General features: G+C 60.2%; 16 protein-coding genes. 14 read left to right on the top strand and 2 right to left on the bottom strand.

What is annotated here, in order from left to right; all coding sequences use genetic code 11:
* Window positions 1-10: 10 nt before the first annotated feature.
* From AC1D2R_RS18905 to AC1D2R_RS18885, 5 genes are read left to right on the top strand one after another with little or no spacing between them, the layout of a single operon-like run.
* Window positions 11-1,309, top strand: a complete 1,299-nt coding sequence (locus AC1D2R_RS18905; RefSeq protein ID WP_477969308.1) for an acetoin dehydrogenase dihydrolipoyllysine-residue acetyltransferase subunit — start codon at window positions 11-13, stop codon at window positions 1,307-1,309.
* A gap of 39 nt (window positions 1,310-1,348) precedes the next feature.
* Window positions 1,349-1,672, top strand: coding sequence for an NIPSNAP family protein (locus AC1D2R_RS18900; protein ID WP_477969306.1), 324 nt, complete (start codon window positions 1,349-1,351; stop codon window positions 1,670-1,672).
* 1 nt (window position 1,673) lies between these two features.
* On the top strand, window positions 1,674-2,543 hold the full coding sequence (locus tag AC1D2R_RS18895) for a hypothetical protein (RefSeq protein ID WP_477969304.1): 870 nt from the start codon (window positions 1,674-1,676) through the stop codon (window positions 2,541-2,543).
* 14 nt (window positions 2,544-2,557) lie between these two features.
* Window positions 2,558-3,478: a 3-hydroxyacyl-CoA dehydrogenase NAD-binding domain-containing protein gene (locus AC1D2R_RS18890; RefSeq protein ID WP_477969302.1), complete on the top strand. Its 921-nt coding sequence runs from the start codon at window positions 2,558-2,560 to the stop codon at window positions 3,476-3,478.
* Window positions 3,479-3,510: 32 nt separating this feature from the next.
* Window positions 3,511-4,272: an SDR family oxidoreductase gene (locus AC1D2R_RS18885; RefSeq protein WP_477969300.1), complete on the top strand. Its 762-nt coding sequence runs from the start codon at window positions 3,511-3,513 to the stop codon at window positions 4,270-4,272.
* An 11-nt stretch (window positions 4,273-4,283) separates the two neighbouring features.
* Here AC1D2R_RS18885 and AC1D2R_RS18880 read toward each other — a convergent pair whose 3' ends face one another.
* Window positions 4,284-5,033: an NAD(P)-binding domain-containing protein gene (locus AC1D2R_RS18880; protein ID WP_477969298.1), complete on the bottom strand. Its 750-nt coding sequence runs from the start codon at window positions 5,031-5,033 to the stop codon at window positions 4,284-4,286.
* 110 nt (window positions 5,034-5,143) lie between these two features.
* Here AC1D2R_RS18880 and AC1D2R_RS18875 point away from each other — a divergent pair, with 110 nt between their 5' ends.
* From AC1D2R_RS18875 to AC1D2R_RS18840, 8 genes are all read left to right on the top strand, one after another.
* Complete coding sequence (locus AC1D2R_RS18875) at window positions 5,144-5,911, top strand: GntR family transcriptional regulator (RefSeq protein ID WP_477969296.1); 768 nt, start codon at window positions 5,144-5,146, stop codon at window positions 5,909-5,911.
* Between the two features lie 142 nt (window positions 5,912-6,053).
* Complete coding sequence (locus tag AC1D2R_RS18870) at window positions 6,054-7,163, top strand: branched-chain amino acid ABC transporter substrate-binding protein (protein WP_477969294.1); 1,110 nt, start codon at window positions 6,054-6,056, stop codon at window positions 7,161-7,163.
* A 122-nt stretch (window positions 7,164-7,285) separates the two neighbouring features.
* Complete coding sequence (locus AC1D2R_RS18865) at window positions 7,286-8,236, top strand: branched-chain amino acid ABC transporter permease (RefSeq protein ID WP_477969292.1); 951 nt, start codon at window positions 7,286-7,288, stop codon at window positions 8,234-8,236.
* On the top strand, window positions 8,236-9,231 hold the full coding sequence (locus tag AC1D2R_RS18860; RefSeq protein WP_477969290.1) for a branched-chain amino acid ABC transporter permease: 996 nt from the start codon (window positions 8,236-8,238) through the stop codon (window positions 9,229-9,231). The genes AC1D2R_RS18865 and AC1D2R_RS18860 overlap by 1 nt, the downstream gene beginning before the upstream one ends.
* Window positions 9,228-10,058 carry an ABC transporter ATP-binding protein gene (locus AC1D2R_RS18855; protein WP_477969288.1) on the top strand — a complete coding sequence of 277 codons (831 nt, stop codon included), beginning with the start codon at window positions 9,228-9,230 and terminating at the stop codon, window positions 10,056-10,058. The genes AC1D2R_RS18860 and AC1D2R_RS18855 overlap by 4 nt, the downstream gene beginning before the upstream one ends.
* Window positions 9,982-10,731, top strand: a complete 750-nt coding sequence (locus AC1D2R_RS18850; RefSeq protein ID WP_477969286.1) for an ABC transporter ATP-binding protein — start codon at window positions 9,982-9,984, stop codon at window positions 10,729-10,731. Before AC1D2R_RS18855 ends, AC1D2R_RS18850 begins: the two co-directional genes overlap by 77 nt.
* A complete protein-coding gene (locus AC1D2R_RS18845; RefSeq protein ID WP_477969284.1) occupies window positions 10,724-12,013 on the top strand; it encodes an NAD(P)/FAD-dependent oxidoreductase in 1,290 nt (429 codons plus the stop codon). The genes AC1D2R_RS18850 and AC1D2R_RS18845 overlap by 8 nt, the downstream gene beginning before the upstream one ends.
* A gap of 91 nt (window positions 12,014-12,104) precedes the next feature.
* Entirely contained in the window at window positions 12,105-13,436 is a 1,332-nt protein-coding gene (locus AC1D2R_RS18840) for an NAD(P)/FAD-dependent oxidoreductase (RefSeq protein WP_477969282.1), read from the top strand.
* Here the strand turns inward: AC1D2R_RS18840 and AC1D2R_RS18835 are convergent.
* Entirely contained in the window at window positions 13,433-13,825 is a 393-nt protein-coding gene (locus AC1D2R_RS18835) for an ArdC-like ssDNA-binding domain-containing protein (protein ID WP_477969280.1), read from the bottom strand. The two genes, AC1D2R_RS18840 and AC1D2R_RS18835, sit on opposite strands and share 4 nt — an antisense overlap.
* 363 nt (window positions 13,826-14,188) lie before the next feature.
* On the opposite strand from AC1D2R_RS18835, the gene AC1D2R_RS18830 reads away from it, so the two are divergent.
* Window positions 14,189-14,482 carry an HU family DNA-binding protein gene (locus AC1D2R_RS18830; protein ID WP_477969415.1) on the top strand — a complete coding sequence of 98 codons (294 nt, stop codon included), beginning with the start codon at window positions 14,189-14,191 and terminating at the stop codon, window positions 14,480-14,482.
* Window positions 14,483-14,669: the final 187 nt, after the last annotated feature.

Genomic DNA, 14,669 nt, shown 5'->3' with positions numbered 1-14,669 from the left:
GGATCCCGCCATGGCGAACCATCCCATCACCATCGAAAGTGCCGGCGGCGAGTACATGGAATCCGTTCTCGTCATCACGTGGTCAGCAAAGCCAGGTGAGCGCGTGAAGTCTGGCGACCTGCTGGTGACCGTGGAAACAGCAAAGGCCGCATCGGAAATCGAGGCCGATCGTGACGGCTGGCTCGCCGAGATCCATTTCTCCGAGGGCCAGGAAGCACCGGTCGGGGCTGTCCTTGGCACGATCTCCGATATCGAGCCGCAGCCGGCAGGGCTGCCGGAAGGTCCCTTGCAGGCGCCCACAGCCGTGGCCGCAGGCCTGCCCACCGCGTTCGCTTCAAGCGGACTTGCCGAAGCGGCCACTGCCCCCATTCGGCAGGTTGGTGCACGCGTCATTGCGAGCCCCCTTGCGCGGCGCCTTGCCCGGCAAAAAGGTCTTGACCTTGAGACAGTCACGGGCACCGGTCCGCACGGAAGAATCAAGCAGCGTGACATAGAAAAGGCAATCGCCAACGGGGCGGTGCCGGGACATGCCGTTTCAACAGGAATGCCAGCGCCTGCTCTGAAGCCAGTGTCAGGAGCGCATTCAGTCCCGATCGTTTTCCTTCATGGCTTCGGCGCCGATCGCTTCGTCTGGCGCCAGGTCCTGCCACTCCTCGGTACGCAATTTCAATCGATCACCCCTGACCTGCCTGCACATGGATCGAGCGCTTCTGTGCCTGCCGGAAGCGTCGAGGATCTTGCTCACTTTGTCTCCGACCAGCTGGAGGCCGAAGGGATCGAACGCGCGCATTTCGTCGGCCACTCGCTCGGTGGCGCGACCGCGCTTTGCCTTTCGGCAGTCGGAAGAATCGCAGTGCAGTCGATGACACTGCTGGCGCCAGGAGGGCTTGGGCCCGACATCAACGGCGGCTTCATATCAGGATTGACCGGGTCGATGACAGCGACGGCGCTCGAGCGCTGGCTGGCATTGATGCTGGGAGACGGAGCGAGCCTGCCGCAGGGCTATGCTGCTGCCGTCTTGCGGCAGATGGATCGGGCAGGAAACCGGACGGCACTAAAAGCGCTCGCCGATCGCCTGTTTGCGGACGACACGCAACTCTTCGATAGTCGTCCTGCGCTGGAAAAGCTCACAGTTCCGACCCGGATCGTCTGGGGACGGGCCGACCGCGTCATTTCGGCAGCCCACGCTGAGAGGGCACCTGATCATGCCGCGGTTCACCTGCTCACCGGCGTCGGCCATGTGCCGCAGATGGAGGCCCCGGCCCTGACTGCCCGGCTGATCCTGGAAACCGTCAGAAGTGCTGCATGAGACTGAATGACTGACCTTGGGAAAACAAAGGACCGGACAATGATCTTCGACCATCGTACCTACACCGCCAGGCCTAACATGCTGCCGAGCTTCCTCAAGCTTTATGAGGAGGTCGGCCTGCCCATGCAGCGTCACTATCTCGGCGAGCCGTTCGGCTTCTTCCAGACACATATCGGTGAGCTGTCGCGAACGGTCCACCTGTGGAAATACGACAGTCTTGCCGATCGCGAGACACGCCGTGACCGCATGGAGGCCGATCCTGAATGGCAGGCCTATCGCCGCAAGGTCATCGAAACGGACTACCTGCTCGATATGCGCAACCAGATCCTCAAACCCGTCTCCTTCTTCAACCTGGACAAATAGCATGCATCTTCTCTTCTCGGCCGAAGGGCAAAGCTGGCCGATCCAGCTGACAGGTGATACCGAGCGCACACGTGACGCGCTGCTGCGTTGCCTGCCTCTCGATCTTCAACTGCACACCCCCAAGATTGCCGGCAGCCACATCTACTGGCATGCCCCTTTTGTCGAGGACGTCGAAGGGGCAACCCATGTGCTTGATGCACCCGCCGGGGCGTTCATCTACTGGCCCGTTCGCCAGTTCCTGGAGATCACCTTTGCACCGCTCCAGGCCGAAAATGCCGAGGTCACCGTTCTCGGCAAACTCGATGCGCCAATCGAGGGTATCACCGCGTTGGCAGCGAGCCTTAAGCGCGACCAGGGTCGGCGGATACTATCCGGTCACCTGACCGCCGCCGATGGAGGCGCCCTCGCCCAGCAATCCAACTCCCCTTCATCTTCCTCTCCCCTGCCCGCCGACATTTTGTCAGCGCGCGCAGCTCTATGGGCGGCATGCCCAGGCGATATCGCGCGCGTTACCAGATCGCGCGCCATCATGCACCCGGCAGGACCGGTCTTTGCGGCAGAGGGTGAGGCACGCGTGCTTCATGAATTTTTGTGGTGGTTGCGCGCCGCACGCAAGACCCGTGACGACGCCGTCCTGCGAGCGGCTGCAGCGTTGGCGCTCAACAAGACCGCAACGCGCTTGCGCGATTTCTGTCACATGGACGAGACCCCCGCTCTTCTCTTCCAGCTGGAAGAGTTGATGGACGAGACACTCGACTTCGGTGCCCTGGTGGATGAGGCGATCATCATAGCCGGCCGCATCGGCGCATGGCTCGACCTTCTAATTCCCTGGAACGATCTCAACGAGGCGTTTCGCACTGCACTCGATTGAAGGATCAAGGGACCATGGCTAAGAGAACGATCGGCATTGTCGGTTTCGGTGTGATCGGCCAGCGTTGGGCGGCCGCTTTTGCACATGCCGGCCACACGGTACACGCATACGACCCGAACCCTGGCTCCGAGGCATCGTTCCGTCAGTCTTTCCCTGCGCTGGAAGCGGATCTCGACGCACTTTGGCCCGCCCGGAACCGGGGGCAGATCCACTTTTTCAGCTCGATGAGCGAGGCGCTTTCCGCCGTCGATTTCGTGCAGGAAAACGGCCCGGAAGACCTCGGGCTGAAGCGACAGCTCCTCGCGGAAATTGAAACCCATATTGCAGACAACGTGGTCATTGCTTCCTCCTCATCAGCGCTTCTCGTTTCCGACATGCAGAGCGAATGCCTCAATCCAGAACGTATCGTCCTTGGCCATCCCTTCAATCCGGTCCACCTGATGCCCTTGGTCGAGATCGTTGGAGGACGGCTGACCAACCCGAATGCGCTCGAAACGGCACGATTGCTCTACGAAGAGATGGGCAAGAAGCCGGTGGTAATGACCCGCGAGATCACCGGCCATCTGGCGTTGCGGCTGATGGGGGCCATGTGGCGGGAGGCCATCGCCCTGGTGCGTGACGGGGTTGCGTCTGTTGAAGATGTCGACCGCGCCTTCATCTACGGTCCTGGCCCAAAATGGACCCTGCAAGGGTCGTTCATATCAAACCAGTTAAATGCCGGCGACATGGAAGACTTCCTGCGCAAGTACGGACCAACCTACGAGGCAATCTGGCACACGCTTCTCGACGCAAGGCTCGATGAGGAGACGATCGCGGCAGTAACGGCCTCCACAGCTGCGGCCGTGGGCAACCGCAGCCAGGACCAGCTGAGGACTGAACGCGAGGCGGGGCTGATCGTCCTTTTGAAAGACATCGCACAACACGGCGCCCTTTAGCACGGCCAATACTCTGGAAAAGGAACGATCCCATGAATTATCGAAGTGCAGTTGTGACTGGAGGTTCAAAGGGGATCGGCGCGGCGATTTCGGCTGCATTGGTAAAAGAAGGTTTGACCGTCTACGCGCTCGGACGCGACCAGGCCGCACTTGACGCGCTTGCAGACCGGCTCGGGCCGGGGCTGAAGCCTCTTGCCGCCGACGTGCGGGACCATGAGGCCATTGCAGCAAAGCTTGCCGGTGCCGAAATCGATGTGCTTGTCAACAACGCCGGAGGACTTGCGACGGTCAAGCCGCTTTACGAGCAGACGGCCGAAGAGACCAACGAGGTCATCGCGCTCAATCTGACGGCGCCATTGCAACTGGCGCGGCTTTTGTTGCCCGGCATGATCGCGCGCAAGAGGGGGCATATTTTCAATCTGACAAGCACTGCTGCATCCGCCGTTTTTCCAGGGACAGCCACCTATGGCGCCGCCAAGGCCGGGCTTTCGCAGGCCGGCCGCATTCTGCGCTACGATCTTGCCGGTACTGGCGTCAGGCTTACAGAAATCGCCCCCGGCCGGGTTGAAACCGAGTTTTATCTGAAAGCCTTTGCTGGCGATGCCGAAGCCTTGCGCGAAAAAATGTACACGCATCAACGACCGTTGCGGCCTGCCGACATCGCTTCGGTGCTGATTTCGGCTTTGCGCTTGCCGGACCATGCAAATATCGCGGAACTCATTCTCGCGCCGACCGAGCAGGCCGCGGGCGGCCACGTCTATCCCGCCGCGCCCCAGACCAGTCCCGGCGGCTAGCCCTTGGCGGCTTATGTCCCCGTGAGGCGTTTGAGTACCGCCTCGCAAGCCTGCTGCCAGGCCTGTGGCTGACCGGCCGCGTTCAGAACATTCAGGCCGAGTTCGGTGATGCCGCCTGGCGTGACCAGCTCCCCCAGCATCTGTTCCACTGGCTGGTTGTTTTCGGCGAACAGGCGTCCGGCTGCAACGAAGGTCAGGGCCACAAGCTGGCGCATGGTTGCGGCATCAGCGCCGTTGGCAGCGCACCACGTCGCGCTCTGGCTGATCAGCGATTGTGCCCACCCGTAGATGGCTGCGTTCACGGTCGCAACCTCGAATTCCTGTTCACTGCGCAGGGCAATAGCCGGACCAAGCCGTTCTATGAGCCGGCGCGCGTCGAGGTCATCCGGGAAGAATACGGTCGGGCTGGCGTTGATCTCGGCTGCCGTCAGCGGCATAGCGCGCACGAGCCGAGCCGGAGCCGCCTGGAGGCTTGAGAGCGAGACACCCGCGCATACGCTGATCAGCACCTGGCCCGCGCGCCAGGGCAAACCGGCGACGGCATTTTCCGCGTCATGAGGCCGGACCGCCAGAACGATCATATCGGATCGGCGAACCAGGTCTTCACTGCTGGCTGCGATGCCAATCTTGTAGCGCTGCGAAAGCTCGAGCGATCTTCCTCGTGGCGACAACAGGAGAGACTGTGGCTGCGTGCCGGCGCGCATCAGGCCGGCGATAAGTGTCGCCGACAAATGGCCGACGCCCAAAAACCCAACAATCATTGCAGGCTCCTCATTGAGAAATCTGGGTGTTGCCAACGGCGCCAACTTGATGAACAAGGATGCATAAACATCTGTCGACAACAGTCTTCGACAATTGGAACAGGTCCACCATGAACGAACAAAACGGTCTCACTGCCATCGACGCGACGCCAATCGACGGCGATCCCGAAACGCGCCGTTCCGCTGATAGCAGCGAGCGAGCCTACAACACGATCCGCAAACTCCTGGTCGAATTCAAGCTGAAGCCTGAGGAGCGGATCAACGAGGTGCAGCTTGCCAAAACCTTGGGCGTATCCAGGACGCCCATTCGCGAGGCTCTGAACCGGCTGGCCTCCGAGGGCTTCGTCTCGCTGACGCCAAACCGCGGCTTTTTCGTTCGCAGCCTCAGCACCGAGGGCCTGATCGACCTCTACGAGCTGCGCTCCATCATCGAATGCGCCGCCTTCCGCCTGATGTGCGAACGCGCCGAAGACGACCAGATCGAACGGCTTCGAGACTACTGGAGCGCCATCGTCGATGGCTACCGCCAACAGCCGGCCGACACTATCCTTGCCGAGGACGAAGGGTTCCATCTGCTGATTGCGGAGCTTTCTGGCAATCCGGAACTGGTCAATCAGCTCGCAGCCATCAACGCCCGGATCCGCTTCATCAGACGAATCCAGATCGAGCACCGCACCCATGACATGGGCCAGGTCGCCTCGCATTCCGCGATTGTTGCGGCGGCAATGTCCCGCGACGTGGATGGTGGCGTCGAATTGTTGCGACAGCATATCGAGATGACCGTCTCCGCTACGCAGCAGGCGCTAAAGGACGCGCTGCTCAAGGTGTATTCGCAAAATGAACCGGACGCGCGACGGCATCGGCGACGTGCATCCTGATGTCAGAAGTACGCGATGAATAAATTGAACGCAATAGTGTCGACACTTTCTTGACGTGCTTCGATTTGTCTGCTTCCATGGCGTTGTCGGCTAGAGACCGGAACGGCCTGCCGAAACGCGATCGGATCACAAGGGGAACACAATGAAGTTCATCGCCTCGCTTGCCATTGGCGCAGCATTTATCGCAGCACCGGCCTCGGCCAAAGACATCACCATCGGCCTTGCCGGCCCGATATCAGGTCCACAGGCCTTTTTCGGCTCTACCTGGCATGACGGTTTCAAGCTTTACATCGAAAAGCTGAACGCTGCAGGCGGCGCAAACGGCGTCACCGTCAAGATCGAACAGCAAGACGATCAGGCAGACCCTCGCCAGGGAACACTGGTTGCACAGAAGTTCTGCGACAACGACGATGTCGTGATCGGTCTCGTCAACTTCAACTCCGGCGTCGCCCAGTCGACATTGCCGATCTACGAGGAGTGCACGCTTCCCACCATGACCTTCGGCTCCAACCCGTCGCTGACGCAGCAGGGCTACAAGTTCATGGTCCGTCCAGTCGCCAACGACTTTGCTGGTGCGCTCCTTCCGGCCGAATATGCGTTGCAGAAACTTGGCGCAAAAACTGCTGTTATCGTCAATGACAAGCAGGTCTTCGGCCAGGGCATTTCCGAGATCTTCGGCAAGAACTTCACCGACGGCGGTGGGAAGGTTCTCGACACGCTCTCCGTCGCGCCGACGGACGTCGACTTCACGGCCGTCCTGGCACAGATCAAATCGAAGACACCTGACGTTATCTATCTCGGCGCCGTCATGCCGCAGCTGGCGCTCTTTGCCAAGCAGCTCCACGAACAGGGCCTGAAGACAACGCTGCTGGTGCCGGATGGCGGCTACACCCCCGACTTCATCTCGCAGGCAGGCCAGCCGAACGTCCAGGGTGCGCTCGTTGCGATCCAGGCGCCTCCAACCGACGCCTCGCCCGCGATCGCAGAGTTCTCCAAGCTCTACAAGGACAAGTACGGCAAGGATCCAGGCCCCTACTCCATTTACGGCTATGTTCAGGGCCAGATCCTCGAAGCAGTGCTCAAGGATGCAAAGGATCTGACGCGTGAAGACATCAATGATGCCCTTCATAACGTCAAGGTCGACACAGCCATCGGCCATCTGGAATTCGACGATGTCGGCGAACTCAAGGTTGCGCCCTCCTACCTTTACAAGGTCGAGGGCGACAAGTTTGTTCTTGCCGGTTCGAAATAGGACCCGAAACCATGACGGCGTCCCGACAGGACGCCGTCGCCATCGTGCCCCTGTCGATTGATTTCAATCGAAAGGCCGCGCATCCTATCCTCGCCTGATGGCGTATTCGGACAGGGTCCAAAATGCTTGGAACAGTCATCCAACAAACGTTCAACGCCCTGACGATTGGCTCGATCTATGCCCTTATCGCCCTCGGCTACACAATGGTCTACGGCGTCTTGCGCATGATCAATTTTGCACATGGCGAAATGTTCATGCTCGGCGCATATGCCGCCTTCGTTATTCTTTCCTTCCTCATCGGCGATATGAGCAGTACGAGTGCGGTGATCCTGGCGCTTACTTTTCTCGCCGCCGTCATCGTCGTAGGCCTGATCGGCGTCGGCATCGAGCGCGTTGCCTATAAACCACTGCGCAGTTCCAATCGCCTCGCACCGATGCTGTCGTCGCTCGGTGTTTCGCTATCGCTCGTGACCGCCGTCCAGATCATGGCCGGCCCGCAGCCAATCGGCTTTCCGAGCTTCTTTCCCTCGACGCGTTTCGACGTGCTTGGCGGTACCGTCACTTCGGTCCAGATCGGCATTTTGATTGCCGCCCTTGCCCTGATGTTTGCGCTCTACACACTTGTCAACCGAAGTCGCGCAGGCATCATCGTGCGCGCCGTGTCCGAAAGCAGGCCGACGGCCCAGCTCCTTGGCATCAACGTCAATCTGGCCATCTCGCTGGTGTTCTTTGCCGGCCCCGTGCTCGGTGCCGCCGGTGGTATTCTCTACGCCAGCTACTACGGCATCATGTCTCCGACAATGGGTGCCGTCGTTGGTTTGAAGGCCTTCACGGCAGCGATCCTCGGCGGTATCGGATCCATTCCGGGCGCCATGCTCGGCGCCTTCATCCTCGCCTTTGTCGAGGTCGCCGGGACCGCTTTGCTGCCGATCCTGTCAGGCGGTGTGCTTGGGACCGAATATCGCGACGTCCTTGCCTTCGTCATACTCATCCTCGTTCTTCTCGTCCGTCCGGCCGGCATTCTCGGCGAGCCGGTTTCTGAGGAGAGCATGGTCTACAAGAGGGAGTTCTGATGTCCTCCGCAGATACCTCCGTCCAGGCATCAGCAGGTCACGGCAGGCTCCTTCCATGGCTTGTACTCCTGCTTGCTCTTGCGCTCATCATCGCCACACCCTTCCTTCCCAATTACTATGTCCGGGTCGTCAACGGCCTCTTGATCTACATCCTGCTCGGCATTGGACTGAACATTGTCATCGGTTATGCGGGCCTGCTCGATCTCGGCTTCGTCGCCTTCTATGCCGTTGGCGCCTATACCTACGCTCTCCTTGCCAGTCCGCAGCTTGGCCTTCACCTCCCCTTCCTGCTGATTGTCGTCATTGCGGCGGGCCTCGGGATGATCTCGGGGATCCTGCTTGGCATTCCCGTTCTGAAACTGCGCGGCGACTATCTGGCAATCGTCACACTTGGCTTCGGGGAAATCATCCGCATCATCGTCAACAACCTCGACTGGCTGACCGGAGGTCCGAAGGGAATTGCCCGGCTCGACAAGGCATCGGTTGCAGGCATTGAATTGGCAAGACCCGTCGAGATATTCTGGCTCCTGCTCGTCTCGGTCATCGTCATCGGCACGCTTGTGTGGCGAATGGAGCGATCCATTCTCGGAAAGGCATGGGCAGCGATCAGGGAAGACCAGGATGCAGCACGCGGCATCGGTATCAACACGACGGTCGCAAAGCTCGCCGCCTTTGCCACATCAGCCACCATCGGTGCCATCGCTGGTGTGATCTTTGCCGCATCGCAGAGGTTTGTCAGCCCGGAAAGCTTCTCGCTACAGGAATCCGTACTCATCGTGCTGATGATCGTGGTCGGCGGCATTGGCAATATTCTCGGCGTCGTCGTCGGCGCGGCAATCCTGATCCTCATGCCGGAGGTGCTGCGAGAATTTGCCGAGTGGCGAACCCTATTCCTTGGCCTCTTGATGATTGTTCTCATCATCCTGCGGCCCGCCGGCATCGTGCCTCGCACGTTCGGACCAGATAAACTCATTCGGAGGCTGTTTGCGAGATGACGCTCGTCTTTCAAAACCTGCGAAAGCAGTACGGCCACAACGTAGCCATCGACGATGTCTCAACCCAATTTGCACCGGGGATGATCCACGGCATCATCGGCCCGAACGGTGCGGGCAAGTCGACCCTGATCAACATGACCGCGGGCTCCTATACGGTGTCTTCAGGCTCAATCTTCCTGGACGACCAGAAGCTCAGCGGATTGAAGAAGTACGAGATCGCAAATGCCGGCATTGCCCGGACCTATCAAAACATCCGTCTCTTTGACCAGATGACGGTCCTTGAGAACCTTGAGGTCTGCTACTATCCGCAAGCGGTTGGTAGTGCCTGGAAGGAAATTCTGTGGCCGCCCTTCGCCTCGGCTCGAGAGGCAAGTCGACGCGACGGATGCATGGAATTGCTCACGTTCTTCAACCTGCAGGGTTATGCGAACGCTGAGGCTGGCAGCCTTCCCTACGGACGCCAGCGCATGCTGGAGATCGCCCGCGCGCTGGTCACCAATCCTCGCGTTTTGCTTCTCGACGAGCCTGCCGCCGGCCTGAACCACCACGAGACCGCCGAATTGGCTGCCAAGCTCGCAGAGCTGAGGTCGGCCGACCGCGTGATGATAATCGTCGAGCACGACATGGATCTGGTCATGACGCTCTGCGACAGGATCGTCGTCATGCATCACGGAAAACTGCTCTTCCAAGGAACGCCCGCCGAGGTCCAGGCGAGCACCGACGTTCAACTTGCCTATCTGGGAACAGCCAATGACATCGACGACATCAAGACCGCTGCTACAGATCGCCGGGCTCAGCTCGGGATACGGACGCGTCGGCGTTCTTGAGAACGTCGACGTCGAAATCGACGATCGCGAGATCGTCGTCATCCTCGGACCGAACGGCGCTGGAAAAACGACACTTCTGAACTCGATTTCGGGGGTGGCGCGGCCAACCGCTGGCACCATCTCCTTCGACGGCAAGGATATCACCGGGGCGCGTCCCGAGCATGTGGTGCGCATGGGCCTTGCCCACTGCCCGGAAGGCCGGCAGATCTTCCAGCGTCTGACAGTCGAGGAAAACCTCGTTGCTGCCCATATTGGGCGCGTCGGCAAAAGCTTCGAGACATTGCGCAGCGAGGTCTTCACCTTGTTCCCGGTTCTCAAGGAGCGACGCAATGGCATGGCGAGCCGAATGTCCGGCGGCCAGCAGCAGATGCTCGCGATTGGGCGCGCACTCATGGCCGAACCCAAGCTCTTGATGCTGGACGAACCATCGCTTGGCTTGGCGCCGAAGGTTGTGCAACAGATCTTCCACATCATTCTTGATCTGTCCAAATCGGGGATCTCTATCCTTCTGGTGGAACAGAACGTGCAGCTGGCACTTGAGTGTGGTGACTACGCCTATCTCCTGAACACGGGCCGTGTTCGCCTGCACGGGCCGGCACAGGAAATCGCCGAGCACTCCGCCATCAGCGAGCATTTTCTCGGGGGCGCGAGCGAGGAAACAATCCATGTTTGAGGTCGACTGGAAGACGCCGCACCTATGGAGCAAGACCACGGCGAAGCGCGCTAGCGCGCCAAGCCTTGCCGGGGATCGTAAGACAGATGTGCTCGTCGTTGGCGGCGGATTTACCGGGATGGCAGCCGCCCTTGGCGCCAGGGACAGCGGCGTCAACGTGATCATGCTCGAAGGCAACGAGATCGGCTCGGCAGCCTCCGGACGCAACAACGGCCTCGTTATCTCACATCATTCCAAAGCCTCGCCTTCCGAATTCGAAGCCACCTACGGAAAAGTCTTTGGGGAGCGCTACAACCGCATGGTTGCCGATGCGGCGGGGGTGGCTTTCGGGCTAATGCAACGCTTTGGCATCGACGCCCACCAGGTGCAGGAGGGCTGGATACAGCCCGCCCATACTGAGACGACCTTGCAACGGGCACGGCAGTTCTATGAGCAATGGAAAGCTTTCGGCGCCAGCGTTTCCTGGCTGGACCGCAGCGAGGTGACATCGCGCATCGGCAGCCCCTATCTCGGAGGCTGGATGGTCGCAAACTCCGGTCACATCAATCCCTTCGCCATGACGGTTGGCCTTGCGGATGCCCTGGAACGGGAAGGCGTGACTATCTTCGAAAACTCACGCGCTCTTCGTATCGAGCGCATCGAGGATGGCTGGCGGGTTCACACTGCCGCCGGAAGCGTAAGCGCCCCGGAGGTGGTGCTTGCGACAAATGCGCTGACGGGTGACATCTGGCCGGGTCTTCAGCGGACACTGATCCCGTTCAAGGTTTTCCAGGCGGCAACCGAACCGTTGACCGACGATCTCAAGGCGCAAATCCTCGTCGGCAACCCTGCAGTGTCCGACATGCGCAATGACCTGCGCTACTTTCACTATGATTGCGACAACCGGCTCGTCAGCGGCGGTACCCACACGCTTTGGTTCGACGAAGCCGAACGCGGCCGCGCCAAGGTGGCCCAAGTGCTCCACAAGGCATTCAAGGCGTTCGGCGGCCCTCCCAAGGTCGTTGAATACTGGCATGGAACCTTTGCGGTCATTCCCGACCGCCGCCCACGTCTGTACCGACTGGCGCCTGGTCTCGTCTTCGGCGGAGTCTATTCGGGTCGTGGCGTCGCGCTTTCCATGTCGCTTGGTCAGGAGATCGGTCGTTGGGCCGCGGGTAAACGGACGGACGACGAAATGCCGCTTCCCGTAACAGCGATGCAAAAGATCCGGATGCATGGGTTGGCAGTCCAGGTGGCCAATCGAATGCATCCCTGGCACCGGCTTCAAGATCGCCGTGGCTAGCCTCGCAGACGAGCCGCCTTGCGGACGACCGGGGCACGCCCTCAAGCCACTTTTGGCACTTTTACAGCCTTGCTCATAGGAGAGTACTCGCATGCCCGGTCCCTATGTCATGCCCGTCCATGGCGACGCCAATCTGCCGCGCAGTGTCGACGTCGTCGTCATCGGCGGTGGGATCATTGGCGTGTCAACCGCGCTCGAGCTCGCCGAGTACGGCCTCAAGGTGGCGCTTTGTGAAAAGGGCGGGATCGCGCAGGAGCAATCCAGCCGGAACTGGGGTTGGGTCAGGATTTCGAGGCGCGATCCGCGCGAAGTACCACTCATGGCGGAGTCCCTCAAAATATGGGCTGATCTGAACCGGAGGACTGGCAGGGAAACAGGATTCAAGCGCTCTGGGATCATCTTCACCTGCGCAACCGAAAGGGAGTTCGCGGACCACGAGCGATGGAACCGCAATCTCGATGGCTATCAGATCGAGAGCCGGATGCTGAGCGCTGCCGAATTCAAATCCAAATTTCCGACATCCCGGATGAACATTTCAGGAGCCCTTTATACTCCCGACGATTGCCGTGCGGAGCCTCAACTTGCGGCGCCTGCAATTGCGCAGGCCGCACGGGAACGCGGCGCCCACATCCTGACGGAATGCGCCGTGCGTGGCTTGCAGATGGCGGGCGGACGCGTCACGGGGGTCGTCACCGAACGAGGCGAGATCGATTGCCAGGCAGTCGTGCTTGCCGGCGGCGCCTGGTCCAGTCTCTTTACGGGTAATATCGGAGTGAATTTGCCACAGCTTCGTGTGATGAACTCGGTGCTGCGAACTGCCCCCCTTGATGGGGGGCCGGAAGAAGCGATTTGGGCAAGCGGCTTTGCCACGCGAAAGCGGGCTGACGGTGGCTATACGATCGCCGACGGTATGCGGAACATCGTCGACATCGTCCCGGATTCTTTCCGTCACATGCAGTCGTTTCTCCCTGCGTTGCGACACGAATGGAGGTCGCTTCGGCTGCGCTTCGGCGGCCGTTTTTTCGACGAGGCGCGTATTCCTCGCCGATGGAATCTCGATGAACCGTCACCGTTCGAATACAACCGGACCCTTGACCCCATGCCGTCAAAGGCCATGGCCGATGGCGCCCTCGAGCGTGTAAAAAGAGCCTTTCCGGTCTTTGAGCATGCGCAGGTAGCACAACGCTGGGCGGGGATGATTGACGTCACGCCTGACGCGGTCCCGGTGATCGATGCTGTCGATACCATTCCAGGATTCTACCTTGCCACCGGTTTTTCGGGTCACGGGTTTGGTATTGGCCCGGCGGCCGGTAAACTTATGGCCGATCTTGTGATCGGGCGAACTCCAATCGTGGATACCACTCCCTTTCGGCTTAGTCGTTTTACCGACGGGTCGCAAATCACATTGATCAGCGGCTTTTAGCGAATTTCCGCTGGGCGCAGGCAGTTCGCTGCGTAAAAATCATCGCCTTTAGACGCGCAGCACATATCCGTATCCGCTTCGCAGCACCGAGCCAACGATCTACAAGGGCACGCTTGCCTCACCAGCGAGGTAATACTCGAGACCGCCCTCGCAAACCACATGCCGACATCGCACCTGCAGCTGAAGGAATTGAGGCAGACCTGGGAGCATCTGGCCAACCGACACCTTGCGATGGCCGGGCTCGATACTCGCCCGGTGACCCGGTTGGTCGCGTGTGCTGAGCTCCAGGGCTGCATCCACGGTCGCACGCCTTGTTCGAGCTCGGCGACGATCTTGTCGGTGATGCGGCTGTAGAGATCGAATCGCTGGTTGGTGTGTTGCCTGCTCATGTTTAAACCTCCGTTTTGAGGTTGCGACCATCGGGACCTGCTACGGCGGTCCGAACACCGGGCCGCAAGCGCTGGCCTGCACCCGAAAGGGCCACAACGAAGTGGAGGACGGCAAAGCCGTTGCGGGGCAGCGCGGGCCCGGCAGGACCAAAAGCCGGGGCAGGACGCGAGGCCCGCGACACGACGGCGTGTTTAACGGCAGGAAACACGCTGCCGGATCCACCCGAAGGGCGAACGATGATGAAAGATCGCCTGCCCGGATGGGACAAAGGACGGAACAGGGATGGAAGTTGTGGAAAAGACTGTCGAAACGCGTGCGCAAGCCGGGTGGCGAAGTGCCACAAAAGTCGAGACATCGATTCCCTGACAACAGGAGTTTCACCTGATGACAACGACCAACGAAACAAGATCGCCACCGACCACGGCCTGACGAAGGCTCAGGGCAAGGCTATCGTCGAAGCGGTGTTTGCAGCCATCACATCAGCTGCGACATCTGGCGCGGAAAGCTCGATCCCGGGCTTTGGCAAGTTCAAGCCGAAGGAAACACCGGAGCGCGAGGCACGCAATCCGGGAACGGGTGCGGTCATCAAGGTCGCCGCGCAAAAGAAGCTTGCCTTCACGCCGGCCAAGGCTCTCAAGGATGCGCTGAACAAGTAGGACGAGCCCGCTTCGCTCAAGTCGGGGTGAAAGGGCTCGTCACTCGATACGCCGGCGAGCCCCTCAATGCATGTCCCGGTGTCTCATCCCCGCCGAGTGGCTGAGGCCCTTCGAATGGTTCGCCTTCACCACCTGGCCGAGCGACTGCCGCGACAACTCTCCGGCGGAGGTCCTAAATTGGTCGCCT

Source organism: Rhizobium sp. P1_C7 (genome assembly GCF_056406295.1).
The sequence above is the reverse complement of the archived record's forward strand: the minus strand, read 5'-3'. Positions and strand labels throughout refer to the sequence as shown.

Bases quoted from the DNA above. Each gene is read 5' to 3' on its own strand.
- AC1D2R_RS18875 (WP_477969296.1), top strand. From the start codon at position 5,144: ATGAACGAACAAAACGGTCTCACTGCCATCGACGCGACGCCAATCGAC.
- AC1D2R_RS18900 (WP_477969306.1), top strand. From the start codon at position 1,349: ATGATCTTCGACCATCGTACCTACACCGCCAGGCCTAACATGCTGCCG.
- AC1D2R_RS18870 (WP_477969294.1), top strand. From the start codon at position 6,054: ATGAAGTTCATCGCCTCGCTTGCCATTGGCGCAGCATTTATCGCAGCA.
- AC1D2R_RS18855 (WP_477969288.1), top strand. From the start codon at position 9,228: ATGACGCTCGTCTTTCAAAACCTGCGAAAGCAGTACGGCCACAACGTA.
- AC1D2R_RS18835 (WP_477969280.1), bottom strand. From the start codon at position 13,825: ATGAGCAGGCAACACACCAACCAGCGATTCGATCTCTACAGCCGCATC.
- AC1D2R_RS18895 (WP_477969304.1), top strand. From the start codon at position 1,674: ATGCATCTTCTCTTCTCGGCCGAAGGGCAAAGCTGGCCGATCCAGCTG.
- AC1D2R_RS18865 (WP_477969292.1), top strand. From the start codon at position 7,286: ATGCTTGGAACAGTCATCCAACAAACGTTCAACGCCCTGACGATTGGC.
- AC1D2R_RS18890 (WP_477969302.1), top strand. From the start codon at position 2,558: ATGGCTAAGAGAACGATCGGCATTGTCGGTTTCGGTGTGATCGGCCAG.
- AC1D2R_RS18860 (WP_477969290.1), top strand. From the start codon at position 8,236: ATGTCCTCCGCAGATACCTCCGTCCAGGCATCAGCAGGTCACGGCAGG.
- AC1D2R_RS18905 (WP_477969308.1), top strand. From the start codon at position 11: ATGGCGAACCATCCCATCACCATCGAAAGTGCCGGCGGCGAGTACATG.
- AC1D2R_RS18845 (WP_477969284.1), top strand. From the start codon at position 10,724: ATGTTTGAGGTCGACTGGAAGACGCCGCACCTATGGAGCAAGACCACG.
- AC1D2R_RS18885 (WP_477969300.1), top strand. From the start codon at position 3,511: ATGAATTATCGAAGTGCAGTTGTGACTGGAGGTTCAAAGGGGATCGGC.
- AC1D2R_RS18880 (WP_477969298.1), bottom strand. From the start codon at position 5,033: ATGATTGTTGGGTTTTTGGGCGTCGGCCATTTGTCGGCGACACTTATC.
- AC1D2R_RS18840 (WP_477969282.1), top strand. From the start codon at position 12,105: ATGCCCGGTCCCTATGTCATGCCCGTCCATGGCGACGCCAATCTGCCG.
- AC1D2R_RS18850 (WP_477969286.1), top strand. From the start codon at position 9,982: ATGACATCGACGACATCAAGACCGCTGCTACAGATCGCCGGGCTCAGC.